Annotated in this window: 21 protein-coding genes and 1 pseudogene; 7 read left to right on the forward strand and 15 right to left on the reverse strand. The window is 73.7% G+C overall.

Annotation, left to right across the window (positions count from 1 at the left end):
• Positions 1-50: 50 nt before the first annotated feature.
• From ACIQFX_RS00385 to ACIQFX_RS00400, 4 genes are all read right to left on the reverse strand, one after another.
• Complete coding sequence (locus tag ACIQFX_RS00385) at positions 51-665, reverse strand: PadR family transcriptional regulator (protein WP_402458526.1); 615 nt, start codon at positions 663-665, stop codon at positions 51-53.
• Between the two features lie 44 nt (positions 666-709).
• Positions 710-1,258 (reverse strand): DinB family protein, encoded by a 549-nt coding sequence (locus tag ACIQFX_RS00390; RefSeq protein ID WP_402457048.1) that lies wholly within the window; start codon positions 1,256-1,258, stop codon positions 710-712.
• 155 nt (positions 1,259-1,413) lie between these two features.
• Entirely contained in the window at positions 1,414-2,871 is a 1,458-nt protein-coding gene (locus ACIQFX_RS00395) for an aldehyde dehydrogenase family protein (protein WP_402457051.1), read from the reverse strand.
• A gap of 62 nt (positions 2,872-2,933) precedes the next feature.
• Complete coding sequence (locus ACIQFX_RS00400; RefSeq protein ID WP_376485253.1) at positions 2,934-3,806, reverse strand: helix-turn-helix domain-containing protein; 873 nt, start codon at positions 3,804-3,806, stop codon at positions 2,934-2,936.
• Positions 3,807-4,128: 322 nt separating this feature from the next.
• Between ACIQFX_RS00400 and ACIQFX_RS00405 the strand changes: the two genes are divergently transcribed.
• Positions 4,129-4,626, forward strand: coding sequence for an ATP-binding protein (locus ACIQFX_RS00405; RefSeq protein WP_402457055.1), 498 nt, complete (start codon positions 4,129-4,131; stop codon positions 4,624-4,626).
• 152 nt (positions 4,627-4,778) lie between these two features.
• On the opposite strand, the gene ACIQFX_RS00410 is transcribed toward ACIQFX_RS00405, so the two are convergent.
• The 4 genes from ACIQFX_RS00410 to ACIQFX_RS00425 all read right to left on the reverse strand — a co-directional run bounded on the left by ACIQFX_RS00410 (position 4,779) and on the right by ACIQFX_RS00425 (position 8,917).
• Complete coding sequence (locus tag ACIQFX_RS00410; protein WP_376488882.1) at positions 4,779-4,991, reverse strand: DUF397 domain-containing protein; 213 nt, start codon at positions 4,989-4,991, stop codon at positions 4,779-4,781.
• A 264-nt stretch (positions 4,992-5,255) separates the two neighbouring features.
• Entirely contained in the window at positions 5,256-5,420 is a 165-nt protein-coding gene (gene rpmG, locus ACIQFX_RS00415) for a 50S ribosomal protein L33 (RefSeq protein WP_402457058.1), read from the reverse strand.
• A gap of 96 nt (positions 5,421-5,516) precedes the next feature.
• Positions 5,517-7,721: an FUSC family protein gene (locus ACIQFX_RS00420; protein ID WP_402457061.1), complete on the reverse strand. Its 2,205-nt coding sequence runs from the start codon at positions 7,719-7,721 to the stop codon at positions 5,517-5,519.
• Between the two features lie 62 nt (positions 7,722-7,783).
• Positions 7,784-8,917: a DUF2786 domain-containing protein gene (locus tag ACIQFX_RS00425; protein ID WP_402457064.1), complete on the reverse strand. Its 1,134-nt coding sequence runs from the start codon at positions 8,915-8,917 to the stop codon at positions 7,784-7,786.
• Positions 8,918-9,138: 221 nt separating this feature from the next.
• On the opposite strand from ACIQFX_RS00425, the pseudogene ACIQFX_RS00430 reads away from it, so the two are divergent.
• A pseudogene (locus ACIQFX_RS00430) lies at positions 9,139-9,918 on the forward strand (ABC transporter ATP-binding protein); the annotation flags it as partial.
• 173 nt (positions 9,919-10,091) lie between these two features.
• Positions 10,092-12,335 (forward strand): FtsX-like permease family protein, encoded by a 2,244-nt coding sequence (locus ACIQFX_RS00435; protein ID WP_402457067.1) that lies wholly within the window; start codon positions 10,092-10,094, stop codon positions 12,333-12,335.
• A gap of 472 nt (positions 12,336-12,807) precedes the next feature.
• Here ACIQFX_RS00435 and ACIQFX_RS00440 read toward each other — a convergent pair whose 3' ends face one another.
• Both ACIQFX_RS00440 and ACIQFX_RS00445 read right to left on the reverse strand, forming a co-directional pair.
• Entirely contained in the window at positions 12,808-13,356 is a 549-nt protein-coding gene (locus tag ACIQFX_RS00440) for a GNAT family N-acetyltransferase (protein WP_402457070.1), read from the reverse strand.
• Positions 13,357-13,513: 157 nt separating this feature from the next.
• On the reverse strand, positions 13,514-14,443 hold the full coding sequence (locus ACIQFX_RS00445; protein WP_402457072.1) for an NADP-dependent oxidoreductase: 930 nt from the start codon (positions 14,441-14,443) through the stop codon (positions 13,514-13,516).
• 196 nt (positions 14,444-14,639) lie between these two features.
• Between ACIQFX_RS00445 and ACIQFX_RS00450 the strand changes: the two genes are divergently transcribed.
• Both ACIQFX_RS00450 and ACIQFX_RS00455 read left to right on the forward strand, forming a co-directional pair.
• Positions 14,640-15,884 carry a LuxR C-terminal-related transcriptional regulator gene (locus ACIQFX_RS00450; protein WP_402457075.1) on the forward strand — a complete coding sequence of 415 codons (1,245 nt, stop codon included), beginning with the start codon at positions 14,640-14,642 and terminating at the stop codon, positions 15,882-15,884.
• 99 nt (positions 15,885-15,983) lie between these two features.
• Entirely contained in the window at positions 15,984-17,669 is a 1,686-nt protein-coding gene (locus tag ACIQFX_RS00455; protein WP_402457078.1) for a bifunctional 3'-5' exonuclease/DNA polymerase, read from the forward strand.
• Between the two features lie 187 nt (positions 17,670-17,856).
• On the opposite strand, the gene ACIQFX_RS00460 is transcribed toward ACIQFX_RS00455, so the two are convergent.
• Positions 17,857-19,173, reverse strand: a complete 1,317-nt coding sequence (locus ACIQFX_RS00460; RefSeq protein ID WP_402457081.1) for a hypothetical protein — start codon at positions 19,171-19,173, stop codon at positions 17,857-17,859.
• A 119-nt stretch (positions 19,174-19,292) separates the two neighbouring features.
• Positions 19,293-19,802, reverse strand: a complete 510-nt coding sequence (locus ACIQFX_RS00465) for a SigE family RNA polymerase sigma factor (RefSeq protein ID WP_402457084.1) — start codon at positions 19,800-19,802, stop codon at positions 19,293-19,295.
• 154 nt (positions 19,803-19,956) lie between these two features.
• On the opposite strand from ACIQFX_RS00465, the gene ACIQFX_RS00470 reads away from it, so the two are divergent.
• Together ACIQFX_RS00470 and ACIQFX_RS00475 are read left to right on the forward strand one after the other, a co-directional pair.
• On the forward strand, positions 19,957-20,343 hold the full coding sequence (locus tag ACIQFX_RS00470; protein ID WP_402457087.1) for a DUF6479 family protein: 387 nt from the start codon (positions 19,957-19,959) through the stop codon (positions 20,341-20,343).
• Between the two features lie 72 nt (positions 20,344-20,415).
• On the forward strand, positions 20,416-21,363 hold the full coding sequence (locus ACIQFX_RS00475) for a sigma factor-like helix-turn-helix DNA-binding protein (RefSeq protein WP_402457090.1): 948 nt from the start codon (positions 20,416-20,418) through the stop codon (positions 21,361-21,363).
• A gap of 214 nt (positions 21,364-21,577) precedes the next feature.
• On the opposite strand, the gene ACIQFX_RS00480 is transcribed toward ACIQFX_RS00475, so the two are convergent.
• From ACIQFX_RS00480 to ACIQFX_RS00490, 3 genes are all read right to left on the reverse strand, one after another.
• Positions 21,578-22,270 (reverse strand): pyridoxamine 5'-phosphate oxidase family protein, encoded by a 693-nt coding sequence (locus tag ACIQFX_RS00480; RefSeq protein WP_402457093.1) that lies wholly within the window; start codon positions 22,268-22,270, stop codon positions 21,578-21,580.
• 101 nt (positions 22,271-22,371) lie between these two features.
• The gene (locus tag ACIQFX_RS00485) at positions 22,372-23,721 is read right to left on the reverse strand and encodes a lysine N(6)-hydroxylase/L-ornithine N(5)-oxygenase family protein (protein WP_402457096.1); all 1,350 of its coding nucleotides are present in this window, start codon (positions 23,719-23,721) and stop codon (positions 22,372-22,374) included.
• Positions 23,722-23,791: 70 nt separating this feature from the next.
• Positions 23,792-25,072 carry an APC family permease gene (locus tag ACIQFX_RS00490; RefSeq protein WP_402457098.1) on the reverse strand — a complete coding sequence of 427 codons (1,281 nt, stop codon included), beginning with the start codon at positions 25,070-25,072 and terminating at the stop codon, positions 23,792-23,794.
• Positions 25,073-25,147: the final 75 nt, after the last annotated feature.

The raw sequence follows: 25,147 nt of genomic DNA on the forward strand, positions 1-25,147 counted from the left end.
CTCGGCGTCAACTAGTCAAACTTGATGAGCGGGTCCCCGGTCGCGTCCGGTCAGGTCGCGAAGGGGTTCTCCTCGCCCTCGGCGAGCACGCCCACGAAGGGGTCGCCCTCGCCCGCGAACACGTACGCCCCGCCCTCGATCCGCTCGATCAGGCCGAGCGTCCACGCCTTGCCCGCGTCCGCCGAATGAACCCACAGGTGCATGATCTCGCCGATGTGCCCGAGCTGCTCCGGACCGTCCTCGGGGGTGTAGTACTCCGTGACGCGCGCCCGCCACTCGTCGAGCGCGCGGACCCGGCGGCGCAGCAGCTCCGCCGCCTCCTCGCGGGGGAGGTCGACGATGAAGCCGATGCCCGCCGACAGGACGTCCGTCTTCTGGTCGTACGTGGTCAGCGCCTCGCGCAGCAGCGCGAAGTACTCCTCGGTGCCCCGCTCCGTCAGCTCGTACTCGACGCGCGGCGGACCGCCGACCGTGCTCGGCGCGCTCTCGTGGGCGTGCAGCATCCCCTGCTTCGCCAGCTGTTTCAGCGCGTGGTAGATCGAGCCGGGCTTGGCGTGGGACCACTCGTGCGCGCCCCAGTACTCGAGGTCGTTGCGCACCTGGTAGCCGTGGGCGCGGCCGTGCTGCCGCACCGCGCCCAGGACGAGAAGCCGGATCGCCGACATCCCCCTACCTCCCTGGTTCATTTCGACCAGGGTACGCGCGGGCGTCACGCCCCCTGGTCGGCGCGCTCCTCCGCGATCAGCGCGAAGGAGCCCTTGCCGTCGAGGGACTCGCGGATGATGTCCGCGTGCCCGGCGTGCCGGCCCGTCTCCTGGACGAGGTGGAGCAGCATCCAGCGGATCGACACCCGTCCGCCCTTCGGGAACCAGGGCGCCTCGGGCAGCGGGAAGGTCTCGTCCAGGCTCGGCACGGAGCGGACGAAGTCCTCGGTCTCCTTGGCCACGCCCGCCCAGAAGGCGATGGCCTCCGGGATCGTCTCGTCCTCGACGAGCCGGAAGCCGTCGCCCCAGGTGTCCTGGGTGCGCCGGCGCTCGTTCGGCCGCTGCTGCGCGAGGCGGAGCCAGTTCAGCTCGACCTCGGCGACGTGCTTGATCAGGCCGGACAGGCTGAGCTCGCTGGCGCTGGGGCGCCCGGCCGCCTGCTCCTCGGTGAGTCCGCGGACGGAGCGGCGGAGCGCCGCTCGCTGCTCCTCGATGAAGTTGAGGAACGCGCCGCGCTCGTCACCGGGGGCCTCGATGGGAACAAGGGCAACCATGCTGTCCGCCTTACGTGGTCGTGGCTTCTTTCGACACGGACCACGCTATGGACCCTTGCGGACAGCTTCTGTCCGCAAGGGAAACTCGTCCCGGGTTCGTCTGTCCCGGGTTCGTCCGTCCCGGGTTCGTCCGTCCCGGGTTCGTCCGTCCCGGATCAGAACGGGAAGCGGCTGCGGCCGTGCTGGATCGAGATCCACTTCTGGGTGGTGAACGAGTCGACCATCGCGTCGCCGTTGAGGCGCCCGATGCCCGAGTGCTTCTCGCCGCCGAAGGGCACGATCGGCTCGTCGTGCACGGTGCCGTCGTTGATGTGGATCATGCCGGTGTGGATGCGCTTGGCAACCCGTACGCCCCGCTCGACGTCCCCGGTGTGGACGGCACCGCTGAGCCCGTACGGGGTGTCGTTGGCGATCCGGACGGCCTCCTCCTCGCCGTCGAAGGGGACGATGAGGGCGACCGGGCCGAAGATCTCCTGGCCGAGGACCGGGGAGTCGGCGGCGAGGCCGGTGAGGACGGACGGGGAGACGAGGTTGCCGTCGACCGTGCCGTGCAGCAGGGCCGTGGCGCCGGCCGCCACCGTCTGGTCGACGAGCGAGGAGACGGACTCCGCCTGCTGGGAGTTGATGAGCGGGCCGATGTGGGTGGCGGGGTCGGCCGGGTCGCCGACGCGCAGGGTCTTCACCTTCGCCACGAACTTCTCGGTGAACTCCTCCTCCAGCGTGCGGTCCACCAGGATGCGGTTGGCGGCCATGCAGACCTGGCCCTGGTGCACGAAGCGGCTGAAGACGGCCGCGTCGACCGCGTAGTCGACGTCGGCGTCCTCCAGGACGATCAGGGCGCTGTTGCCGCCGAGTTCGAGGACGGCGTGCTTGAAGTTCTGCGCGCAGACCGTGGCGACGTGGCGGCCGACCTTGTCGGAGCCGGTGAAGGAGATGACCTTCGGGACCGGGTGGGTCAGGAGCGCGTCGCCGATCTCGGCGATGTCGGTGACGACGACGTTCAGCAGCCCGGCCGGCAGGCCGGCCTCCTCCAGGACCTTGGCGACGAGGGTGCCGCCGCAGATCGGGGTGTTCTGGTGCGGCTTGAGGACGACCGCGTTGCCGAGCGCGAGCGCGGGTGCGACCGACTTGATCGACAGGAGAAAGGGGAAGTTGAAGGGGGAGATGACGCCGACGACGCCGACCGGGACGCGGTAGACGCGGTTCTCCTTGCCGTCGACCGGCGAGGGCAGGATGCGGCCCTCGGGGCGCAGCGCCAGCTGTATCGCCTCGCGCAGGAACTCCTTGGCGAGGTGGAGCTCGAAGGCCGCCTTGAGGCGGGTGCCGCCGAGCTCGGCGACGATCGTCTCGGCGATCTCCTCCTCGCGGTCCTCGACGATCCGCAGCGCGCGCTCGAAGACGAGCCGGCGCGCGTACGGGTTGGTCTCGGCCCACTCGGCCTGGGCGCGCTCGGCGGCCCGGTAGGCGCGGTCGACCTCGTCGGCGGTGGCGACGGTGATCGACGCGAGCTTCTCCCCGGTGTACGGGTTGAAGTCGATGATGTCCCACGAGCCGCTGCCCGGCTTCCACTCGCCGTCGATGTACTGGTGGGCCAGGTCGGTGAAGTGCGACATGGTGGAGACCCCTCTACCCGCTACCTGCAGTGCGACTGATGTGGCGTCATCGTACTGATGTATCAGGAGAGTTGGAGGAGACCCCGGAGAAGGTCCCGGCTTTCGGCCGGATCCGGACCGTCCTTCTGCAGTTTCTCCATCACCCGCTGGTACTGGGCGACCTCCTCGCGCTTGTCGAGGTAGAGGGCGCTGGTGAGCTGCTCCAGGTAGACGATGTCGGAGAGGTCGGACTCGGGGAAGCTCAGCATCGTGAAGGCGCCGCTCTCGCCCGCGTGGCCGCCGAAGCTGAAGGGCATCACCTGGAGGGTGACGCCGGGGTGCTCGGAGATCTCGATGAGATGCCTCAACTGCCCCTGCATGACGGCCCGGTCGCCGTACGGGCGGCGCAGCGCGGCCTCGTCGAGCACGGCGTGGAACTGCGGGGCGCGCTCGGAGACGAGCACCTTCTGGCGCTCCAGGCGCAGCGCGACCCGGCGGTCGATCTCGGCGCGCGGGGCGTCGGGCATGCCCCGGGTGACGACGGCCTGGGCGTACGCCTCGGTCTGCAGCAGGCCGTGGACGAACTGGACTTCGTAGACGCGGATGAGGGAGGCGGCGCCTTCCAGGCCGATGTACGTCTGGAACCAGCCCGGCAGGACGTCGCCGAAGCTGTGCCACCACCCGGCGACGTTGGCCTCGCGGGCGAGTCCGAGGAGCGAGCCGCGCTCGGCCTCGTCCCCGACCCCGTACAGCGTGAGCAGGTCCTCGACGTCCCTGGCCTTGAAGCTCACCCGCCCCAACTCCATACGGCTGATCTTGGATTCGGATGCCCGGATCGAATAGCCGGCCGCCTCGCGGGTGATGCCGCGCGACTCGCGCAACCGCCTCAGCTGGGAGCCCAGCAGGATGCGCCGCACCACGCTCCCGCTCGCTCCGCTCGATTCGCCTGCGGTCACGGCTCCCAGCCTCCCCATTTACGGTGTCGAGCCCCCGTCGAGCCCCGGATTCTGCCACCAAACGCTTCAGCGCGTACACATTCGATTACGGAAAGGCGGCGAGATCCGGGCACTCGCGGGCACACGGCGCGCACATGGTGGAAAGTTCCCTCCGTCGAGCGGACGACTTATGCACAGATTCCGCACGGGGACGGACAGGTCCGGCGCGTGCACGTGCATCTGCCCTTGCATCCAGTGGTCGCATTCGGAACCATGGACCCCGCGCAGCCGCGTACTCGTTCGTGTTGTCGCACCACAGTCGCGATTCCCGGGAGTGCCTCGCATGGGGACGAATGGATCGACCGTGCTCGAGCCGTTACGGCAGGGCCTACCGCCGCTCGATCCCGGCGCCGTCTCCACCTCCGCGTCCTGCGCCCTGCCCGCCCGGTACGAAGCCGTGCGCGGGGCCCGGAAGTTCACCAGCGCGACGCTCGACCGCTGGGAGCTGACCGAGCGCTTCGACGACGTGGCCCTGGTCGTCTCCGAGCTCGTGACCAACGCGCTGCGCCACGCCGTACCCACCGAAGCACCCCCGGAAGAAGGCCAGAACCCGCCGGTCAGGCTGCACCTCATGCGCTGGGCCTCGCGCCTGGTGTGCGCCGTGCGCGACCCCAGCAGGGAAAGCCCGGAGGCGCGCGGCGGCGAGGAGGACTTCTCCGCCGAGTCGGGGCGCGGACTGTTCCTGGTGGACTCGTTCAGCGACAGCTGGGGGTGGCACCCCCTCGCCGGCACGCTCCAGGGCAAGGTGGTGTGGGCGCTGTTCCGGATCGGTCCGGAGTAGCGGCGCCGCCGCGGGAGAGACAGAGAAGCGGCAGAGACAGAGAAGGGGAAGGGCCCCGGCGCACACCGCCGGGGCCCTTCCGCATGTCTTCCGCGCGCCTGCCGCACGCCTTCCGTGCACCTTCCGCGCTTTTCGAACTAGAGTTCCCACAGTCACACGAGGTGGTCGAACTCCCCGTCCTTGACGCCCAGCAGGAGCGCCTCTATCTCCGCGGGCGTGTAGACGAGCGCGGGACCCTCGGGGTGGCGCGAGTTGCGCACGGCAACGTTTCCCCCCGGGAGTTTGGCGAACTCGACACAGGATCCCTGGGAGTTGCTGTGCCTGCTCTTCTGCCACACGACACCGGACAGCTCCGTGGCAGCCATGCCGTTGTACGCGCGATGCGCATGGTGCACTGGTAGCTCCCCGAGTTGCTTGGTGCAGGTGTCAACTTCCTCGGATCATAGCTGTGTTCACATGCCCATGCATGAGCAGATGCACGTGCACGAGGGGTGGCGTAGTGGCTACGCGACACAGCGTGCCGCTGCCGCCTTCGGGCCAAGTTCCCCTGATCAGACGTTCCTGACGGGCCGTACGGTTCCCCGCGCGGCCCGCTCGCGATCCTACGGCGCCCGATCCCGGGCGCCGGGTCAGCGCTCCTCTCGGAAGTCGACGTGCCGGCCGGCGACCGGGTCGAACTTGCGCAGGGTGAGGCGGTCGGGGTCGTTGCGCCGGTTCTTGCGGGTGACGTAGGTGAATCCGGTGCCGGCGGTGGACCGGATCTTGATGACGGGTCGGAGCTCGTTGCGTGCCATGGAGGCGAGGGTAAATGAAAATGGGATCCATTGCCAATAGCCTGGAGGAGAGCTGGGTCACCCTCGCGAGCCTCCGCTCCATCGCCGGCGGGCTCCCTATCGCGCGTGCCTGGAGTCCGTCAGGGCCACCGCGACCTCGTCCAGGGCGTCCAGGAGGAGCACCGCGCCCTTGTGGAGGAGGAAGTGGTCCGGTGGATCGGCGGACCAGGCGGTCACCGTCTCGCGCAGGTCGTCCCACTGGGGCTCCTTGCGCTCCCGCACCTGCTTCGCGCCCCGCTCCGTCGACCGGTGCAGGGACTCCGCCAGCGTCGCGGCGGCGGGCACGGGCGGCGCCCCGCGCTCCGGCAGGTGCGCCTCCATGAGCATCGCCACCCGGCCGAACTCGGCGAGGGCGTGCTCGGCCTGCTCCGCCGCCGCGTGCGACAGGCCCCGGTGGCGCACCGGCTCGTGGGTCGCCCGCTCCAGGGCCTCCTGCCAGGCCACCCTGGCCGCGCGGGTGTCCAGGACCGCCTCCCGGACGTCGGGGCAGACGGGACCGACCGGGTCGGCGTACCGCGCGGTGACGACGGCCGCGTACCGGCCCACCGCCGCCAGCCAGTCCGCGAGCCGGCCGCGCAGCCGGGGCGTCTCCCAGGCCGGGTAGACGGCGTACGCCAGCATCGCGAGGAGCCCGCCGACGAGGGTCAGGAGCACCCGGTCCCGCACGGTCTGCGTGACCCCCGCGCCGTCCATGCCCAGCAGGAAGACGACGTACGCGGAGACGCAGACCTGGCCGGCCGCGTACCCCGTCCGGATCAGCAGGTACATCCCGAACGCGCTCAGCACGGCCAGCGCCGCCAGCAGGTACGTGCCCGGGTGCGCCCACTGCACCACCGCCGTCGCCAGCGCCACCCCGACGAGCGTGCCCCCGAACCGGGCCACCGAGCGCGCGTACGTCTGCGAGAAGTCCGGCCGCATCACCATCACCGAGGCCATCGGCGCCCAGTAGCCGTGCCCGAACGGCAGTACCGCCCCCAGCAGGTAGCCGGCCGCCGTGACCACCGAGACCCGCACCGCGTGGCGCAGGATCGGCGAGTCGGGACGCAGCTCGGCGCGCATGTTCGCCACCACGATCGGCACCAGCCGGACGAGGGGAGGACGGGTCCGGGAGGCACGGGCGGGCGGCCTGGCCGCCGAGGGCGCGGGGGGTGCGGGGGTCGTGGTGGGCGCGGGGGTCGTGGTGGCCCCTGCGACCGCTGGGGTCGTGGTGGCCCCCGCGGCCCCGGTGGTCGCTTTGTCCGGCGGTGGCGCCGGGGCTTCCCCCGGGGACGTCTCCGTGCGCGGATCCGCCGTCTCCACGACGTCGCCGAGGAGGGCGGCGAGCCGGTGGGCGGCGCGGCGGGAGGGGCCGGAGAGGATGGCGCCCGTGTCGGGGGTGCGGAGCGCGGCGACGGCGGGCGGGGGGAGCACGACCGGTTCGCCGTGGCGGATGGCGTGGGCGGCGGCGTCCAGGAGCGCGCCCGCGGCGGCGAGCAGCTCCCGTACCCGGTCCCGCTGCGGCCCCTCCTCCGGGACCCCGACCGCCGGGTCGGCCAGCGAGGCGAGCACCGGGCGGATGCGCTCGGCGAGCCCGCGCGCGCCGTGGAGCTCCGCCGGGCGGCGGCGGGCCTGGCGGGGCGTGACGGCGGCGGCGCTGCGGGCCGTCATCAGCGGTACCGGCTCGAAGGGCGCGACCGGGTCGTGGCGGAGGCGGCGGGCGTAGTCCGCCTCCGCGGCCAGCGCGTCCGCCAGGGCGTCGCGCTGCGCGCCCCAGCGGCGTACCGGGAGGAGCACGACCAGCGCGGCCTGCACGACGCCGCCCGCGAAGATCACGGCGGCGTGGCCGGCGGCCGTGGCGACGGACGTGGGGAGCGTGACCGTCACCAGCATGATCGCCACGTTGGACGAGGCGATGATCCCGGCGGTCGGCCCCGCGGCCCAGGCCAGGCCCGAGAGGAACGTCCAGGAGAGCAGCAGCGCCAGGAACAGCACCTCGTGCGCGCCGGTGAGGTAGCCGAGGAACGTCGACACGGCGAGGCTCGCCCCGGACGCGAGGGCGAGGGTGGGCCGGGGGCGCCACGAACGCTGGAACGTGGCGATGGCCGCCTGGAACGCCCCGAAGGCCGACGACGCGGCGACCGCCGGGCCGAACAGCGCGAGCGAGAAGCCCACGACCAGCGCCAGCCCCAGCGCGCCCCGCGCCGCGATGGCGGGCTCCAGCGGCCGCCGCTCCACGGTGAGCCCCGAGCGGGAGGTCGCCTTCAACGCCCGGAGCCAGCTCATGCGCCGAGCGTATCCGCGATCCCCCACCAAACCGACATTTACCCCATCGGTCACCTCATCGGCTACGCCTCCGGCCGGTCCCGCAGGGAAGCGCGGTCCGGGTGCAGCCCGGCCCGGTCGGCGGCCGAGGAGCCGTGGTTCCAGCCGTCCTCGTCCCAGGCGGCACGCACGCGCGTGGTGCGGGTCTCGGGGAAGAGCTCGTCGGTGCGGCTGGTGACCGCGAGGTCTCGGGAGGCCAGGGCCGGCAGCAGCGACGGAGCCTCGGAGGCGACACGGCGGGACGTCGAGGCCAGCCGGGCGCCCAGCCGGTTGGCGTACGCGAGCAGGAACGACTGCCGGAAGGACTTCGTACGCTTGCGGCCGCCCGCCCTCTGCTCCGCCTCCGCCCGCGTCATCGCCGCCGTCCCCTGGACGAGCAGCGACGTGTACAGCAGCTCGACCGGGTCCAGGTCCGCCTCGAAACCGACCACCGTCGAGAAGCCGTACGCCTCGTTCCACACGGCCCGGCAGTGGTTCGCCGTGGCGACCGCGTCGAGCAGGATCGCCTTCGCCTGCTCGTACGGCGGCTCCACCCCGATCCGGATCGCCCCGGGCGTCTCCGGGGACGGCGCACCCGCCGCAAGCGTCGCCTCGTCCAGGCTGTGCCGGGCCATCAGCTCCTGGGCCTTGGCCGTCAGCGCCTCCGCCTCCTCCGGATACCCGGTCGCCTCCGCCTTCGCGAGCAGTGCCCGGATCCGCGTGAGCATCCGGGGTTCACCGACCGCCGCCGGCGGCAGGACGTCGCCCGGGACCGGGCCCACCGCGTCCAGGCGCGGCAGCCGGACCAGGAGCCGGTACAGCTCCAGGACGGTCGTCGCGTACGAGAAGCGGTCCGTCGGTCGGACGGCCGCCCCGTCCAGCTCGTCGAGCTGCGCCTGCCAGCGGTGCGGCAGCCTGCCGTACCCGGCCGTCTCCGTCCTGACCAGCCCGCACAGCAGCCGGACGTGCTCGTCCGACAGCTCGCGGCGGGCCGTCCGGACCAGGTCCGCCGGCTGCCAGCCGCGTCCCCACAGCACGCGGACGAACTCCTCGCCGCGCCGGACCAGTTCCCCGTCCGCGCCCCGGTCGGCGGCGAGCAGCGACGCCGCCGTGTCGAGCGAACCGTCGTCGCTCGCGTACAGCGCTTCGAAGGCCCTGTCGATGGTGGTGGTGCTCACGCCGCGCCCCTCGTATCCCTTACGTCTCTCACGCCGGTCACGCCTCCCGCGTCCCACGCCCCCACCACGATGGTCTCAGCCGTCACCGCCTCCCGCGGAACCCGGACGGGTGGGACGGGAGCTCGCGCGGCCCGTCCGTACCGGAGGGGTGGGGCCAGGCATACCCCCGGACGCCCGCCAGTGGTCGTGATCCGCGCGGGCCGAAACGGTTCGCTGGAGTCATGACCACGACGACCCCAGCCCCCGCCGCCCCCACCGTCGCCGTACGGCTGCGCGGGCTCACCCGGCACCACCGGGACGTCCGCGCCCTCGACGGCGTCGACCTCGACTTCGACGCCGGGACCTTCACCGCCGTCATGGGCCCCTCGGGCTCCGGCAAGTCCACCCTCCTCCAGTGCGCGGCCGGCCTCGACCGGCCGACCAGCGGCAGCGTCGAGGTCGGCGGCGTCGCCCTCGACGGGCTGAGCGAACGGCGCCTCACCCTCCTCCGGCGGGACCGCATCGGCTTCGTCTTCCAGTCCTTCAACCTCCTGCCCTCCCTCACCGCCGCGCAGAACGTCGCCCTCCCCCTCCGCCTCGCCGGCCGCCGCCCGTCCCGTACGCGGGTGAGGGACGCACTCGCGCGCGTGGGCCTCGCCGGACGCGAACGGCACCGCCCCGGCGAACTCTCCGGCGGACAGCAGCAACGCGTCGCCATCGCCCGGGCGTTGATCACGCACCCCGCCGTCCTCTTCGGCGACGAACCCACCGGCGCGCTCGACTCGACCACCAGCCGCGAGGTCCTCGACATGCTCCGCGACCTCGTCGACCGGGACGGACAGACCGTCGTCATGGTCACCCACGACCCCGTCGCGGCCGCCCGCGCCGACCGCGTCGTCTTCCTCGTCGACGGACGCCTCGCCGGCGAACTGCCGGCCCCGACGGCGGAGACGGTCGCGGCCCGCATGGCGACGCTCGAAGCGGGAGCGGGAGCAGGGACGGGGACGGGAGCAGGGACGGGAGCGGGAGCGGGGGCAGGGACGGGGACGGGAGCGGGAGCAGGGACGGAAGCGGGAGCGGGGGCAGGGACGGTGGCCGGGCCGACAGGTGGCATGGACGCCGGAACCGGAGCAGGCGGGACGGCGGGAACGGCGACGACTGCGGCCGGTACCGACGGCCTCGTGGGGAGCTCCGCATGCTGACCGTCGTCCTCTCCGGGCTCCGGGCCCGCTGGGCCTCCTTCCTCGGCGGCTTCGTCGCACTGGCCCTCGGGGTCGGACTGCTCACCACCATGGGACTCGGCCTCTCCGCCACCTTTCACGCGCCCGAGCGTTCTCCCCAGCGGTTCGCCTCGTCGCCGGTCGTGGTGCAGGGCCGGGACCAGCTGGTGCTCGACGTGCTGCGGGGTCCCGAAACCGCGTCCGTGGCGCTACCGCTCGACCGTCCACAGCCTGTGGACAAGGAAGTGCTACGGGAACTGCGGGCCCGCTGGACGGTGACCACGGGCGCCGGCAGCCCTCGCGCCGACGGCCCTCGTGCCACCAGCCCCGACGCCGTCGGGGTCGACGGGCCGGCCGACGAGGTCAGGGCCCTGGTCGGCGACCGGGCCCAGGTCCTCACCGGCGCCGACCGGGTGCGCGCCGACCCCGACCCCGAGCGGGACGCCCGGGCGCTCACCGCGCTGAACGCGCTGCTCGGCACCGCCGGCGGGGTGACCGCGTTCGTCTCGGTGTTCGTGGTGGCCTCCACGTTCGCGTTCGCCGTCGCGCTGCGCCGCCGCGAGTTCGGACTGCTGCGGACCGCCGGAGCCACCCCCGGGCAGGTCCGCCGACTCCTCCTCGCCGAGGCCGCCGCGCTCGGCGTGATCGCCTCGGCCACCGGGTGCGCGCTCGGCGCCCTGGGCGCGCCCCTGCTGGCCCGCACCCTCGTCGACGGCGGCCTCGCGCCCGCGTGGTTCACGATCGGCGGGGCCGGCGGGGCCGGCTGGCCCTTCCACGCGGCCTTCTGGACCGGGGTGACGGTCGCCCTCTGCGGCGCCGTCGCCGCCTCACGGCGGGCTGGCGAGGTGGGCCCGACGGCCGCACTGCGCGACGCGGACGTCGACACGGACACGCTGCCCCTGGGCCGGGCCCTGCTCGGCACGGGACTGCTCCTCGCCGGGGCCGGACTGCTCGCCTGGACCTACGCCACCGAACCGTCCGAGCTGCTCAAACGGAAGACGTACACCACCCTCCCGATGCTCCTGACCGGCGGCGTCGCCCTCCTCTCCCCCCTCCTCGTCCGCCCCGCGGCCCGGCTCCTCAGGCTCCCCGGCGCGGTCGCGACACTCGTACGGGAGAACAGCGCCGCCTCCGTCCGCCGCACCGCCGCCGTCGCCGCCCCCGTCCTCGTCACCGTCGCCCTCGCCGGAACCCTCTTCGGCTCGGCGACCACCGTCACGCATACGCGTGGCACCGAGGGACGGCAACAGACGACCGCTCAGTACGTCGTGACCGGAAGCGCGTTGCGGCCGGTGCCCGCACCGGCCGGAACCCTGCTCTCCCCCACCGCGACCACCTCCCTCTTCGCCCGGGACGGCGACGAAGCCGTCGTCAAGTACGGCGCCCGCGCGGTCACCGACCCGGCGGCCTTCGCCGCCCTCGCCCACCTTCCGGTGGTCGCCGGCGACCTCCGCGACCTGGACGACCGTTCCATCGTCGTCAACGAGGAGTTCGCACACCACCGCGTCGGCGAGACCATCGACGTCTGGCGAGCCGACGGCACCGGCCCCGTACGCCTCCGCATCGCCGCCGTCCTCGCCCTCGGCACCGGCGACAACGGCCCCTACATCACCCGCGCCCACGCCCCCGACGCCCCCGTCGACCGCATCGACGCGCGCGCCGACGGCGATACGGCGACGGAACAGCGGGGCCTGGGAGCCAGCGGCGGCGGCGGTAGGGCGGTGGAGCAGGGCCCGGAGACGAGCAGCGGCGGCGATACGGCGACGGAGCAGGCCCTCAAGGCGAGCGGCGGGACGGTTCGGACCGCCGACGCCTGGGCTGCCGCCAACCACCCGACGAGCACCCCCCAAACCCGGCTCGGCATGATCCTCGTCCTCGGCATCGCGCTCCTCTACACCGTCATCGGCCTCGCCAACACGCTCCTCATGGCGACGTCCGTACGAGGCCCCGAACTGGCCTCACTCCGGCTCGCCGGAGCCACCCGCGCGCAGATCCTCCGGACCGTCACGGGCGAGGCGACGCTCGCCGTCGCCATCGGCACCGTCCTCGGCCTCGCCGTCACCGCCGCCGTCCTCGGCACCCTCGCCGCCGCGCTCTCCGCCCTCTCCGCCCCCGTCGCCCTCGCCCTCCCCCTCACCCCGCTCGCCGCCTCCACCGCCCTCTGCACCCTCGTCGCCCTCGCCTCTTCAGCCCTCCCCGCGTGGCGCCTCACCCGCTGACCCGCCATGGTGGGACAACGGGGCGGTGACAAGGGTCGGAGCCGGGTCACCGCCCCACCCCACCGCGCCCCCACCAGTGGCTGCACCCCGCCACCCGTCGCGCGGGCCGGCCCCCGCGACCCCTACTCGGGCCGGCGCTCCCGTCGCCCGCTGCCCGCTGCCGCGCCCTGGGCCCTGACCCGCACCGGTAGTGAGCCGTGCACCGGGTGCGGGTTCGGGCGCGGAAGCCTGGGCCCGGCTGGGGGTGCCGTCCGTTGTGCCCACCCGTCCCGCCCCTGGCGGACGATTGCCCACAACAAGGTGGGCCCGGCCGAGCCGAGGTGGGCCAGGCCGAGCCGGGGTGGGCCCGCCCCTGGCGGACGATTGCCCACAACGGGGTCGGCGGCCGCACGGGCGCGGCCCGCGACCCGGGCGGTGGGGCGCGGGCCCGTGGCGAGGGGCTGGGCGGGGGGCTCGCGGGCCCCGGTATGGGCTAGGGCTTGGGCCAGTCGGGGGCGAGGATGGACCAGATTTGCTGGTCGTGGCGGGTGCCGCGGTAGGGGGCGCTTTGGCGGAGGGTGCCGTCGAGGGTCATGCCGAGGCGGCGGGCAACGGCGATGCTGGGGGCGTTGTCGGAGTTGACGATCCATTCGACGCGGTGGATGCCGCGCATGCGGATGGCCCAGTCGATGAGGACGTGGGCGGCGCGGGTGACGAGGCCGCGGCCGGTGGCGGCGGGTTCGAGCCAGCAGCCGGCTTCGGCGGTGCCGTTCCTGGTGTCGAGGGTGCGGAGGATGACGGCGCCGACGAGGGTGTCGTGGAGCCAGATGCCGTGGATGCGGCCGGTGTCGGCGGCGGCCTTCTCGGCGTAGAGGCGGAGGAAGGCGCGGCTGGACTCGAGGTCGGTGACGACGTCGGGGAGGCCGTTGCGGGCGCCGATGAAGTCGCGTCCACGGTCCATGTGGGCGAGGAACTCGTCGGCCTGCCAGGTTTCGAGGGGGCGGAGTTCCGCGCCGTCGTCTCCCAGGGATATCGCGTACATCGTCGTCGCCTTCCACGGTCGGGGTCCAGCCGTCACGTCCAGCCATCAGGTTCGGCTGCCACGTCCAGCCATCAGGTTCGACTGCCACGTCCAGCCGTCACGTTCGGCTGTCACGGCGGAGGGATCTTCTCATTCGTCGACCGTGAGAGTGGTGGCCCTACGGGATCAGGACCAGCTTGCCGCGCATGTGGCCGGACTCGCTCAACTCCTGTGCGCGGGCGGCCTCCTTGAGGGGGAGGGTGTCGGCCAGGCGGACCGCGAGGGTGCCTTCGGCGGCGAGGTGGGCGTGGGCGGTGAGGCCGCGCCGCACGTCGTCGGGGTCGCCCGAGACACCGGAGAAGGTGATGCCGAACTCTTCGGCGTCGGTGGCGGCGATGGTGGCGATCCGGTTCTTGTCCGCCGTTCCCTCTCCGCCGAGGAGGTCGATGGCGACGGGCAGGACGCCGTGGCCGGCGGCGTCGAAGACGGCGTCGACGCCGCCGGGGGCGGCGGCCCTGACCCGGTCGGCGAGGCCGTCGCCGTACGCCACGGGGATCGCGCCGAGCTCGCGCAGGTACGCGTGGTTGGACTCGGAGGCACTGCCGACGACCGCGATCCCGGCGGCGACGGCGAGTTGGACGGCGACCGAGCCGACGACGCCGGCGGCGCCGTGGAGGAACAGCGTCTCGCCCTCCCGGGCGCCGATCAGGTCGAGGACCCGCTGCGCGGTCTCGCCCGCCACCGGGAGGCTCGCGGCGGCCTCCCAGGAGAGACCGGCGGGCTTGGGGGCGACGGTGCCGGCGATGGCGTACTCGGCGTAGGCGCCGGTCTTGGTCCAGCCGAGGACCTCGTCGCCGACGGCGAGGTCGGTGACGCCCTCGCCGAGGGCGTCGACGGTGCCGGCGAACTCGAGGCCGGGGACGGCGGGGAAGGTCGTCGGGTAGAACGCCTCGACCCAGCCGTAACGGCGCTTCCAGTCCACCGGGTTGATCCCGACCGCGGCGACCTTCACGCGGACCTCGCCGGGGCCGGGCTCCGGTACGGCGACTCCGGTCGCGTGGCGCAGCACCTCGGGGCCACCGAACTCCTCGTACACGATCGCTTCCATCTCAGCCTCCACCGCTACTCGTTACTGCTCTGCTCGTGCTGCTCTGCTCGTCGTCGGGATGTCCTCGGAACTGGCTTCCGCTCTCCGATGCCTTCATCCTGCGCCCGCACGCACCCCGCCCCCGCCCTCCCAACGGCCAGTCCCACCTGGCCGAAAGACCGGCCCCGTCCGGTCGCCCGTGAATAGGCTGGACCGCATGGACGCGCTCACGCTGACCGCCGCGTACGAGATCCTCCGGCAGCCGCTCGGGGAGATCCTTCCGAGGGTTTCCGCGGCCCTCGCGCCCGTGGTCCCGCACGTGGACGCGGCCGAACTGTCCACGCACTGCGCCCACTCGCCGTTCAAGGCGATCGGCGGTACGGAGGGGCTGACGGGCTCCGAGCTGGCGCCGCTGCTGACGGCGGGCGTGCCGGGCAGCCCCTGGCAGGGGGTGGCGACGGTCGGCGGGCGGGAGCGCGAGGTCGTCGCCGTCACCAGCCACGCGACCCGGCGCGGTGCGCTCCTCGTGCTCGTACGGGAGGACGGCACCGCCCCGGCGGACGCGGCCGGACTCGCCGCCGCCCAGGCCTTGTGGGACGTGGTGACCAGCCATTTCGACCGGTTCGCGACGGAGGCCGTGCCGGGTGCCCTGGCCCGGTCGCGGGCCGCGGCCGACACCCGCGCGCGCGTGATCGCCGAACTGACGGCCGCGCACACGGCCGCCCTCTCGGGCGTGCTCGGCGTGCTCCGCAGCCGCGCCCTGGACGACACGACGGCCCGGGCCACGGCGACCGACCTCGCCGCCTCGGCGCTGATCGACATGCGGGCGGCCCAGCGGCACGACCGGGCACTCGCCGAGGAGCCCGCCCAGGACGCCTTCGAGCGGCTCGCCGGCGAACTGCGGCCCATGCTCCGCCACAGCACCGTGCGACTCGAGCTCGGCGCCCCCGACTCCCCCCGTACCCTCGCCGCGGACGTCGCCCACAGTGCGCGGGCCATCGTCCGCTCGCTGCTCCTCGTCGTCCTCGAACAGGACTCCGTGCGCCGCGTCCACGTCGGCTGGCAGCTCACCGAGCACGAACTCCGCGCCTCCGTACGCGACGACGGCGCCGGCGCGCTCGCCGCCTGCGACCTCGGCGCCGGCACGATCCGCGACCGCCTCGACGTCCTCGGCGGCCGCCTCGACATGGACGCCGTGCCCGGTTGGGGCACCACGCTCACCGCCGTCCTCCCCCTCGCGACCCCCTCGGCGCCGGCCGACGCCGCGCACCCGCTGGCCGGGCTCGGCGAGCGGGAGGTGGAGGTCCTCCGGCACCTGGCGCTCGGGCACCGCAACCGGCGGATCGCCGAGGAACTCCACATCAGCGAGTCCACCGTGAAGTTCCACGTCGCCAACATCCTCGGCAAGCTCGGCGTCGACTCGCGGGGCGAGGCCGCCGCCCTCTTCCACGCCGCGGCCTGAACCCGCCCTCCACACGCCCGCACCGATCCCCCGCCGGTCCCGTGACCCGCGCTCGCGCCGCCCCTGGGAGTGTCAGTGGGGGGTGCCAGACTCGGACGTATGGGCGAGAGATGGGCACTGGGGGTCGAGGAGGAGGGGGCGTGGGTGGTGCCCCTGGGGGCGGCCGGGGAGCCTGCGGGGGAGGTGGTGTGGGAGCCGGATCTCGTCGAGGCGGTGCGGCGCCGACCGGAGGTGGCGCGGTGGGTGTGGCGGTCGACGGCGGAGGTGTACCCGCGGCTGCTGGCCGCGGGGGTGCGGGTCGAGCGGTGCTACGACGTGGAGGACGCCGAGCAGCTGCTGCTGGGGCACGAGGGGCGGCTCGGGGAGCCACGTTCGGCGGCGGCGGCGTGGGCGCGCCTGCGAAACGCCCCGGTGCCGCCGGATCCGCCGCAGCGGAGCGCGGAGCCGGGCTCGCAGGACTCGCTGTTCGAGCCGCGCCCGGTGGTGTCCGTACCGTTCGAGGGCTTGCTCGCGGTGTACGCGGAGCAGCTGCGCCGGCACGACCGGACCGGGCATCCGGGGCGGATGCGGCTGCTGACGGCCTCGGAGTCGGCGGGGATGCTGGTGGCCGCCGAGATGCACCGGGCGGGGCTGCCGTGGCGGGCGGACGTGCACCGGGAGCTGTTGAACGAGCTGCTGGGCGAGCGGTACGCGGGCGGGGGCGAGCCGCGGCGGCTGGCGGAGCTCGCGGACGAGGTGTCGGCGGCGTTCGGCCGCCGGGTCCGGCCCGATCTGCCGGCCGACGTGGTGAAGGCCTTCGCGCAGGCCGGGGTGCGGTTGAAGTCGACCCGCCGCTGGGAGCTGGAGGAGGTGGACCACCCGGCGGTGGAGCCGTTGATCGCGTACAAGAAGCTGTACCGGATCTGGACGGCGCACGGCTGGTCGTGGCTGGCGGACTGGGTCAGGGACGGCCGCTTCCGGCCGGAGTACCTGCCCGGGGGGACGGTCAGCGGACGCTGGACGACGAACGGCGGCGGGGCGCTGCAGATCCCGAAGGTGATCCGGCAGGCCGTGGTCGCCGACGAGGGCTGGCGGCTCGTGGTGGCGGACGCCGACCAGATGGAGCCGCGCGTGCTCGCCGCGATCTCCCGCGACCCGGGTCTGATGGAGGTGGCGGGGCACCCCGGCGACCTGTACACCCGGCTCTCGGACCGGGCCTTCTCCGGCGACCGCGCCCACGCGAAGCTGGCGCTGCTCGGCGCGGTCTACGGGCAGACCAGCGGTGACGGCCTGAAGAACCTGGCGGCGCTGCGGCGCCGCTTCCCGCGTGCGGTGGCCTATGTCGACGAGGCGGCGAAGGCGGGCGAGGAGGGCCGGCTGGTCCGGACGTGGCTGGGCAGGACAAGTCCGCGCGCGGTCGGCTCGGGCGACGACGACGAGGCGGGACTGCCGCAGGAATCCGGCGAACCGGAGGCGGAGAGCGGCGAGTTCGTCCCGGGCTACGCCTCCGGGAACGCCCGGGCGCGCGGCCGGTTCACCCGTAACTTCGTCGTGCAGGGCAGCGCCGCCGACTGGGCCCTGCTGATGCTGGCGGCGCTGCGGCGCTCCCTCTCCGGGATGCAGGCGGAGCTGGTGTTCTTCCAGCACGACGAGGTGATCGTGCACTGCCCGGCGGAGGAGGCCGGGGCGGTCACGGAGGCGATCCGGGCGGCGGGGGACGAGGCGGGGCGGATCGCGTTCGGCGAGACGCCGGTGCAGTTCCCGTTCACGACGGCCACGGTCGAGCGCTACTCGGACGCCAAGTAGCCCCCGGCGTCCAGCGCTCCTCGGACGCCGAGTAGCCACGACGCCGAACGCTCCTCGGACGCCGAGTGGGCGAGCACAGCCGAGTGGGCGAACCCGGGCCCCGGGCCCCCGGGGCGACGGGCCCCCGGGGCGACGGGCCCCCGGGGCGACGGGTCGCCCCGCCGCCCCTCTCCCCGTGCGGAGCGGCCTACTTGCGGGGGAGCTTCTGCCACTTCGGGTTCAGGGCGATCTCCTTCAGCTGGGCGAGGGTCAGCGCGGGCTCGGCGCGCGTGGCGGCCTCGTGCTGGGCGCCGGTGTTGAAGGCGGAGACGACGACCCGGAAGCCGGCCGGGGTGATGGTGTCGGCGGTCCACCAGACGACGCCGGCGCCGCCCTTCTCGCCGGGCTGCTGGGTGAGCTTGACCTTGCGGCCGTCGGGCAGCGTGGTGACGTCGCCGGAGCCGAAGAGGTCGTCGAGGGAGTTCTTCATGTTCGCCTGGACGTTGATCTGGACGAGGCTCTTGCCGTTGCCGTCGTCGACGACGACGTAGGCGAACTCGCCGCTGCCGCCCTTGTCCGTGACTTCGAGGCCCTTGGGCAGGAGGGAGCGCAGGGTGGCCCGGACCGAGTCGCCGACCGGCTCGGTGTGCCGCTGGGCGACCTTGCCCGGGGCGACGTTGGCCGGGGCGACGTTGGCCGGGGGCAGCTGGGGCAGCTGCTTGAGCAGCGGACGCCAGGCGTCGGTGGTGACGAGGGCCTTCAGCTGGGCCGGGGTGAACGGCGGGTTCTCCCGGCTGATGGCGGCGCCCTTCTCGGCGGCCGCGTTGTACTCTCTCGCGTCGACCAGGAAGCCGTCCTTGGTGAGCAGGACCGCACGCCAGGACTTGGTCTCCTCGCGCTTGTCGGGGTACTCGTACCCCTGGAAGACCATCAGTCGGGCGCCGTTCGGCAGCCGCTCCTCGGTGCAGGCGTCGTACGGGACGAAGGCCTGGCTCGGGCAGGTGACCTGGTTCGATCCCCCCTCGCCGCCGCCGGAGGCGCGGTAGAGGCCGACGGAGACGGCCGCCTTGCCGCGGCCGTCGTCGTAGACGCCGCCGGCCGCGTTGCCCTTGCCGTCGAGGTCGGCGATCTCCCACTTCCCGGCCGGGGCGTGGGCCTTGAGGACGGCGGCGATGTCCTTGACGGGGATCTGCGGCTGCGCGGCCCTCTTCGGGTCGGGGACGGCGGACGCGGTGCCGGGGGCTTCGGTCGGCTTGGGGGCGGCGGCCACGGAGGCGGTCGTCGCCTGTCCGCCGGATCCGACCAGGGATCCCCCGTACACGCCGCCGACGCCGACGGCGGCGAGCGCGAGGGCGCCGCCCGTCACCGCGAGGCGGCGGCGCACGAGGCGGCGCCGGCCGCGGGAGAGCCCGCCCGCGACGAGCTCGCCGCGGCCCTCGACGGAGAAGCCGTCGCCGGCTCGGCGCAGGACGGCGCCGAGTTCCTCCTCGAAGCCTTCGTGCTGGGAATCGTCGTTCTGAGGCATGCCGAAATCACCGTCTCCGGTTCGTGGGTGAAGAAGTCCAGTGGTCAGTCGCCGATGGGCGACGGTCTGCGTCTGCGTCTGCGGATGGCGGGCGGTGGTCAACCGGCAGCCGGCGGCGGTCAGCGGGCGGCGAACTCGGCGATGTTGCCGCCGAGTCGTTCCCGCAGCTTCGCCAGCGCCCGTACCGAGCGGGTGCGGACCGCGGCGGAGCTGACGTGCAGGGCGTCGGCGGTCTCCTCGATGCTGCGGTCCTCCCAGTACCGCAGCACCACGACCGCCCGGTCCTTGGGTGCGAGTCCGGCCAGCGCGTCGAGCAGGGCGATCCGGAGCGCGGGGTCCTCGCCGTCGTCGGGGGCGCGGTCCGGCAGCTCGCCGAGCGGGCGCTCGGTGGCGGACCGTCGCCGCTGGTGGCTGAGGAAGGTGCGCACCAGTACGGTCTGGGCGTACGCGGCGGGGTTGCCGATCCGGGCCATGCGCCCCCACAGCGCGTACATCCGGCCGAGGGTCTCCTGGGTGAGGTCCTCGGCGAGGTGGGTGTCGCCGCTGGTCAGCAGGCAGGCGGACCGAAAGAGGTGCCCCGTGCGTGCGGAGGCGAACTCCAGGAACTCGTCCGCGCGGGACTTTCTCATGCCCCTCCCTTCCCTCGTGGTCACGTGGTGTGGTCGCCGTACACCTCATTGACGCGATGGGGTCGGATAAATGTTTCAGGGGGACACGGACGAATTCCGAGGGGATCTCCCGCCCGACGTATCCGAATAAGCGGAATCGGGTAATCCTGAAGGTATGAACACTCTCAGCGCAGCAGAGATCCTGGCCGCTGGGGTTTGGCAGTCAGGGCTTGGACAGGTTCTCGGCGGACTGGTCGTCGTCGCCGTACTCATCGGCGCGGTCTGGCTCGGTTTCCGCGTCCGGGACCGCGAATCCGCGCCACCCAAGCCAGACGAGCAGCCGCACCGGCCCGACACCGGCGCCCTGCCGGGCGAGGCGTCCGAATACCGCAGGGCCGAGGAGATGCCGCAGAACGACGGCGAGCACCGGCTCATGCCGTACCAGCTGAAGGGATCCGGCGGTACGGAGAGCTCGCCCGACCCGCCCAGCGAGGAGAAGCGCAAGTGGGGCGGGATCTCCAGCGGTGGCTTCGGCAGCGGGGGCACCGGACACGGCGACTGACGCCGGGCGAACCCAGGGCCGCCGCCGGGGCACCGACGGCGGCCGCACCCCGCGTCGCGGAGGTCACACCCCGTGGATGACGACACGCACGACAGGGACGACCGGGCCGTCGCCGCCCGCTTCGAGGAGGAGCGGCAGCGGCTGCGGGCCGTCGCGTACCGCCTGCTCGGCACGTTCGACGAGGCCGACGACGCCGTACGGGAGGCGGTGCTGCGCGCGGCACGGGAGGCGGTACGGGCCTCGGTGCGGCGCGGCGACCCGCCGACCGAGATCGTCGCCCGGGTCTGCCTGGAGCGGCTCCGGGCCCGCGAGACCCACCGGGGGAAACCCTGGGACCCCTGGGACCCCTGGGCCGTCCGCCCGCCGCACCGGCCGGACCGGCCCGAGGAGGCCTCCGACCCCGGCCGGCGGGCCCTCCTCGCCGCCGACCGCGACTCCACCGCCCCGGACCTCCCGCAGGTCCTGGACGGCCTGACACCCTCCGAACGGCTGGCGTACGTCCTCCACGACCTGTTCGCCGAGCCCTACGAGGAGATCGCCGGGATCCTGGACCGCTCCCCGTCCGCCGCCCGCCAGCTGGCCGGCCGGGCCCGGCACCGGGTGGGCGGCGCGGAGGAGATGCCGCACCCCGATCCCGACCGCGGCCGCGAGGTCGTCGCGGCCCTCCTGACGGCCGCCCGCAACGGCGACCTCGACGGCCTCCTCGCCCTGCTCGACCCGGACGTGGTGCTTCGCGCCGACGCCGCCGCCGTCCGTGCCGGGACGGCCGCGGCGCACGGGGCCCCGGCGGTCGCCCGGCCCGTCGCCCGGCACGCGCGCGCGGCGCGTCCCGCCCTGGTGGACGGCATGGCGGGCCTGGTCGAGGGCGACCCGGCGGGGAGCGGCGACACCACCGCCGTCCTCGGCTTCACCGTCCTCCACGACCTGATCACCTCCGTCGACCTCCTGGCCGACGCGGACCACCTCAGCCGCCTGGACCTCCAGCTCCTCGACGGCACGCGCCTGCCGCCGGCGGCGTGAGACCGTCCCCGGCGGCGTGAGACCGTCCCCGGCGGCGGCGTGAAACGGTCTGCGGAGGCGTGAGACCGTCCGGGCCGGGGACCATCCCCGGGCCGGATGGCGCTGACCACCCCGGACCGGACCGCGCGGGGCCACCCCGGACCGGACCGCGCGGGCCACCCGCGAGTCGTCCGGCCGGGCCCCCAGGCCGGCCGGCACGGGTGTCACGCCGGACTCAGCGGGCGTCCGTCGGTCGGCCCGCACGGGAGGAGACGTGGGCCGGCGGCACGGAGTCCGCCGGGAGGGCGGGGTCGGTGACGGGGTCGCCGAAGGTGGTCACCACGGGGAGGACCCCCGCCCACAGTCCGAGCGCCGCGTCCTCGGAGTCGCCGTCGTCCGGCGGGCCGCTGCGGGTCTTCACCGAGGCCTCGGTGAGGTCGAGCGCGAGGACGGAGGTCGCGGCCAGCTCCTTGCGGCTGGGCCGGCGCACGTACTCCCACTGCCCCGGGGAGCTCTGCTCGGTGAGCGCCCGCAGGCCGCGCAGCTTCTCGTCCGGGTCGGTCACGACGCGGGGCACGCCGTAGACCATCGCGCAGCGGTAGTTGACGCCGTGCTCGAAGACGGAACGGGCCAGGACGAGGCCGTCGACGTGGGTGACGGTGACGCAGACGGTGGTGTCCGGGGCCTGGACCAGGCTGCGGCTGGCGACGGACCCGTGCAGGTAGAGCCGGTCGCCGTCCACGCCGTACGCGGTGGGCACCACCATCGTCGTCCCGTCGACGGTGACGCCGAGGTGGCAGAGGAAGCCCGCCGCGAGCACGGCGTCCAGGTCGGCGCGGCGGTGGCTTCCCTTCTCCCGCATGCGACGCAGCCGGGTCCGCTCGGTGACGGCCAACTGGTCGTCGGAAGTGGCGGTGGTGGTGCTCATGGTTCCCTCTCGCTCCGAATCCCGGTGTGCAGGTGCAGACGTGCAGACGTGCAGACGTGCAGACGTGCAGATATACAGGTGTGCAGGTGTTGTACGGGGTCTCAGCCCGTCACCGCCACTGGCGCCCGCCTGTCGGAACGGCGGTGCTCCGCAAGGGAGTCGCAGATCTCTCCGGCGCGGACGGCGGCCATCGACAGCAGGTTGGCGGTGATGCCGTGCGAGTGTTCGGTGCCGCCCATCAGGTAGATGCCGGCCCCCATCTCCGGAGCGGTCTCCACCCGGTAGTCGCGGCGCACCCGCAGCCGGCCGGCCTCGTCGCGCAGGCAGGCGGCGTCGAGCTCGCCGAGCAGCAGGGTCGGGTCGGGCTCGCCGTAGCCGGTGGCGTACACGACGGCGTCGGCCGTCATCGTCTCCGTCTCGTCCGTGGCGAGGTTCCGCACCTCGACGCGGACGCCGTCGGGGCCCTCCTCGACGGCGGTGAGCCGGGTGACGCCGAGGATCCGCAGCCGCTGCTCGCCGCGCACCTTCTCCTGGTACGAGCGGCGGTAGAGCTCCTCGATGAGGTCCATGTCGACCACGCCGTAGTTGGTGTTGCGGTGGTAGTCCATGAGCGTGCGGCGGACGGACGGATCGGCGCCGTGGTACAGGTCGACGGCCTCCGGGTCGAAGATCCGGTTGGCGTACGGGCTGTCGTCGGCCGGGCTGTACCCGTACCGGGTGTGCACGGCGACGACCTCCGCGTCCTCGAACGTGCGGTGCAGGTGGTCGGCGATCTCGGCGGCGCTCTGCCCCGCGCCCGCCACCACGAACCGGCGCGGGGCGTCGCTCGGCAGCGCGGCGAGCCGGTGCAGGAACTCGCTGCTGTGCCAGAGGCGTTCGGACGACTCGACGCCCTCGGGGAGCCGGGGCACGAGGCCGGTGCCGATGACCAGGTTCCGCGCCCGGTAGGTGACGGCCTCCGCCTCGGCGCCGCTGCCGGCTCCGCCGAGCGCGGCGACGTCGACCTCGACGACGGGGCCGCCCCGGCCCGCCCGGTCCGCGGGGCGGATGGCCGTCACTTCGAGGCCGTAACGGACCATGTGGTCCACGCCGTTGGCCGCCCACTGGAGATAGTCGTGGAACTCCTCCCGGGTCGGGAACAGCGCCTTGTGGTTGATGAAGTCGACCAGCCTGCCCCGGTCGTGCAGATAGGGCACGAACCCGAAGCGGCTGACCGGGTTGCGCATCGTGGCCAGGTCCTTGAGGAACGAGACCTGCATCGTGGCGTCCGGGATGAGCATGCCCCGGTGCCAGCCGAACGCGGGCTGCTTCTCCAGGAAGACCGCCGTCAGCTCCTCGCCGGGCGCGGCCTGCTCGTTGTGCTCCTCGATCGCGATGGCGAGGGCGAGGTTGGCGGGCCCGAAGCCGACACCGACGACGTCGTAGACGGGAGTGGTCTCGTTCGTGCTCATGGCGGAAAACCTTTCGGAATCGGAGAAACCTGATCAGGACGTACGAGCAGGAGTGCGGGGGTTACGAGGGTCACGAGGGGTACGGGGGAGTCCGAGGGGGACGAGGGGTACGGGTGCGGCCGGCCGTCAGCGCCACGCACCCGGCGGCGAGGACCAGCGCGAACAGCAGGCCCGTACCGGCGAAGGACAGGAACACGACCGCGATCAGCAGGGTCACGACGGCCGTCACGCGCAGCGGGCGCCCGGTGCCGCGCGCCCTCAGCGCGGCCGCGGCGGCCGCCACGTACAGGAGCAGGAAGGCGCTGCTGGTGACGACGAGCACCGGCTCCTCGCCGGTCCCCGCGACGGTCAGCGCACCGAGCACCGCCGCGTAGGCGAGGGCCAGGGCCACCGTCGCCCACACCGGACGGCCGGCCAGCCGCCCCGGCAGGATCCGCTCACGCGCCGCCGCCCGGACGACCCGCGTCGCGCCGAGGACCCACGCGTTGGTGGCGACCACCGCGAGTCCCAGCGCCAGCAGGTCGCCGGCGACGGCACCGCCCTCGCCGAGCGAGGCCCCCAGCAGGGCCGTGATGACGACCGGTTCGTCGCCCGGGACGGCGAGGTACGCCGCCGTCACCGCCACGTACAGCAGGCCCACGATCGGGACCGCCCAGCGGATCGCCCGCCGGTAGCTCCGGGCCGGGTCGTCGACCTGCTCGGCGAGCGTCGACACGTTCTCCCAGCCCAGGAACGAGAAGAACGCGGTCACCACGGCGATCCCGACCCCGCCCCAGCCGTGCGTGACGAACGGCGTGTACTCCCCCGCGTCGAAGCGCGGCACCGCGAGCACCACCGCCCCGCCGAGCCCCAGCAGCAGCACCACCAGCGCGGCGGCCTGGACCCGGGCGCCCGCCGTCAGACCCAGCAGCGTGAACGCCGCCGACACCGCCATGAACCCGATCGCGATCGGATACACCGGCCCGTCCGGCTCACCCAGCAGCCCCAGCAGGCACCGGGCCGACACGATGCCCATCACCGGGTTCCCGATCACGTACGTCGCCACGAGCAGCAGCCCCGCCGCCCGCCCCGGCCTCCGCCCGAACCCCGCCTCCACCATCGCGGCCAGCCCCGCCGCGTCCGGCCGCCACGCCGACATCTCCGCGAAGAACCGCGCGAACGGATACGAGCTCACCGCCAGCGCCAGCCACGCGAGCAGCGCCGCGGGGCCCGCCTGCCGCTCCGTCAGCCCCGGCACCAGCAGAATCCCCGTCCCCACCAGGCTGCTGACGTAGAACACCACCAACGCCCTGACGCCGAGCCCCTCACGGCCCCCCTCGACCGCCTCCGGCCGAGCCACCACATCCGTCACACCGCCACCTCCCCTTCCAACCATCCAGAACATCCAACTCACCAGTCCGACCCACCTCGTTGTGGGCACAACGGA

The sequence above is a fragment of the Streptomyces sp. NPDC093089 genome, from assembly GCF_044754405.1.
Classification (GTDB): Bacteria; Actinomycetota; Actinomycetes; order Streptomycetales; family Streptomycetaceae; genus Streptomyces.

Bases quoted from the DNA above. Each gene is read 5' to 3' on its own strand.
- ACIQFX_RS00385 (WP_402458526.1), bottom strand. From the start codon at position 665: ATGTCGGCGATCCGGCTTCTCGTCCTGGGCGCGGTGCGGCAGCACGGC.
- ACIQFX_RS00390 (WP_402457048.1), bottom strand. From the start codon at position 1,258: ATGGTTGCCCTTGTTCCCATCGAGGCCCCCGGTGACGAGCGCGGCGCG.
- ACIQFX_RS00395 (WP_402457051.1), bottom strand. From the start codon at position 2,871: ATGTCGCACTTCACCGACCTGGCCCACCAGTACATCGACGGCGAGTGG.
- ACIQFX_RS00405 (WP_402457055.1), top strand. From the start codon at position 4,129: ATGGGGACGAATGGATCGACCGTGCTCGAGCCGTTACGGCAGGGCCTA.
- ACIQFX_RS00410 (WP_376488882.1), bottom strand. From the start codon at position 4,991: ATGGCTGCCACGGAGCTGTCCGGTGTCGTGTGGCAGAAGAGCAGGCAC.
- rpmG (WP_402457058.1), bottom strand. From the start codon at position 5,420: ATGGCACGCAACGAGCTCCGACCCGTCATCAAGATCCGGTCCACCGCC.
- ACIQFX_RS00420 (WP_402457061.1), bottom strand. From the start codon at position 7,721: ATGAGCTGGCTCCGGGCGTTGAAGGCGACCTCCCGCTCGGGGCTCACC.
- ACIQFX_RS00435 (WP_402457067.1), top strand. From the start codon at position 10,092: ATGCTGACCGTCGTCCTCTCCGGGCTCCGGGCCCGCTGGGCCTCCTTC.
- ACIQFX_RS00440 (WP_402457070.1), bottom strand. From the start codon at position 13,356: ATGTACGCGATATCCCTGGGAGACGACGGCGCGGAACTCCGCCCCCTC.
- ACIQFX_RS00445 (WP_402457072.1), bottom strand. From the start codon at position 14,443: ATGGAAGCGATCGTGTACGAGGAGTTCGGTGGCCCCGAGGTGCTGCGC.
- ACIQFX_RS00450 (WP_402457075.1), top strand. From the start codon at position 14,640: ATGGACGCGCTCACGCTGACCGCCGCGTACGAGATCCTCCGGCAGCCG.
- ACIQFX_RS00455 (WP_402457078.1), top strand. From the start codon at position 15,984: ATGGGCGAGAGATGGGCACTGGGGGTCGAGGAGGAGGGGGCGTGGGTG.
- ACIQFX_RS00460 (WP_402457081.1), bottom strand. From the start codon at position 19,173: ATGCCTCAGAACGACGATTCCCAGCACGAAGGCTTCGAGGAGGAACTC.
- ACIQFX_RS00465 (WP_402457084.1), bottom strand. From the start codon at position 19,802: ATGAGAAAGTCCCGCGCGGACGAGTTCCTGGAGTTCGCCTCCGCACGC.
- ACIQFX_RS00470 (WP_402457087.1), top strand. From the start codon at position 19,957: ATGAACACTCTCAGCGCAGCAGAGATCCTGGCCGCTGGGGTTTGGCAG.
- ACIQFX_RS00480 (WP_402457093.1), bottom strand. From the start codon at position 22,270: ATGAGCACCACCACCGCCACTTCCGACGACCAGTTGGCCGTCACCGAG.
- ACIQFX_RS00485 (WP_402457096.1), bottom strand. From the start codon at position 23,721: ATGAGCACGAACGAGACCACTCCCGTCTACGACGTCGTCGGTGTCGGC.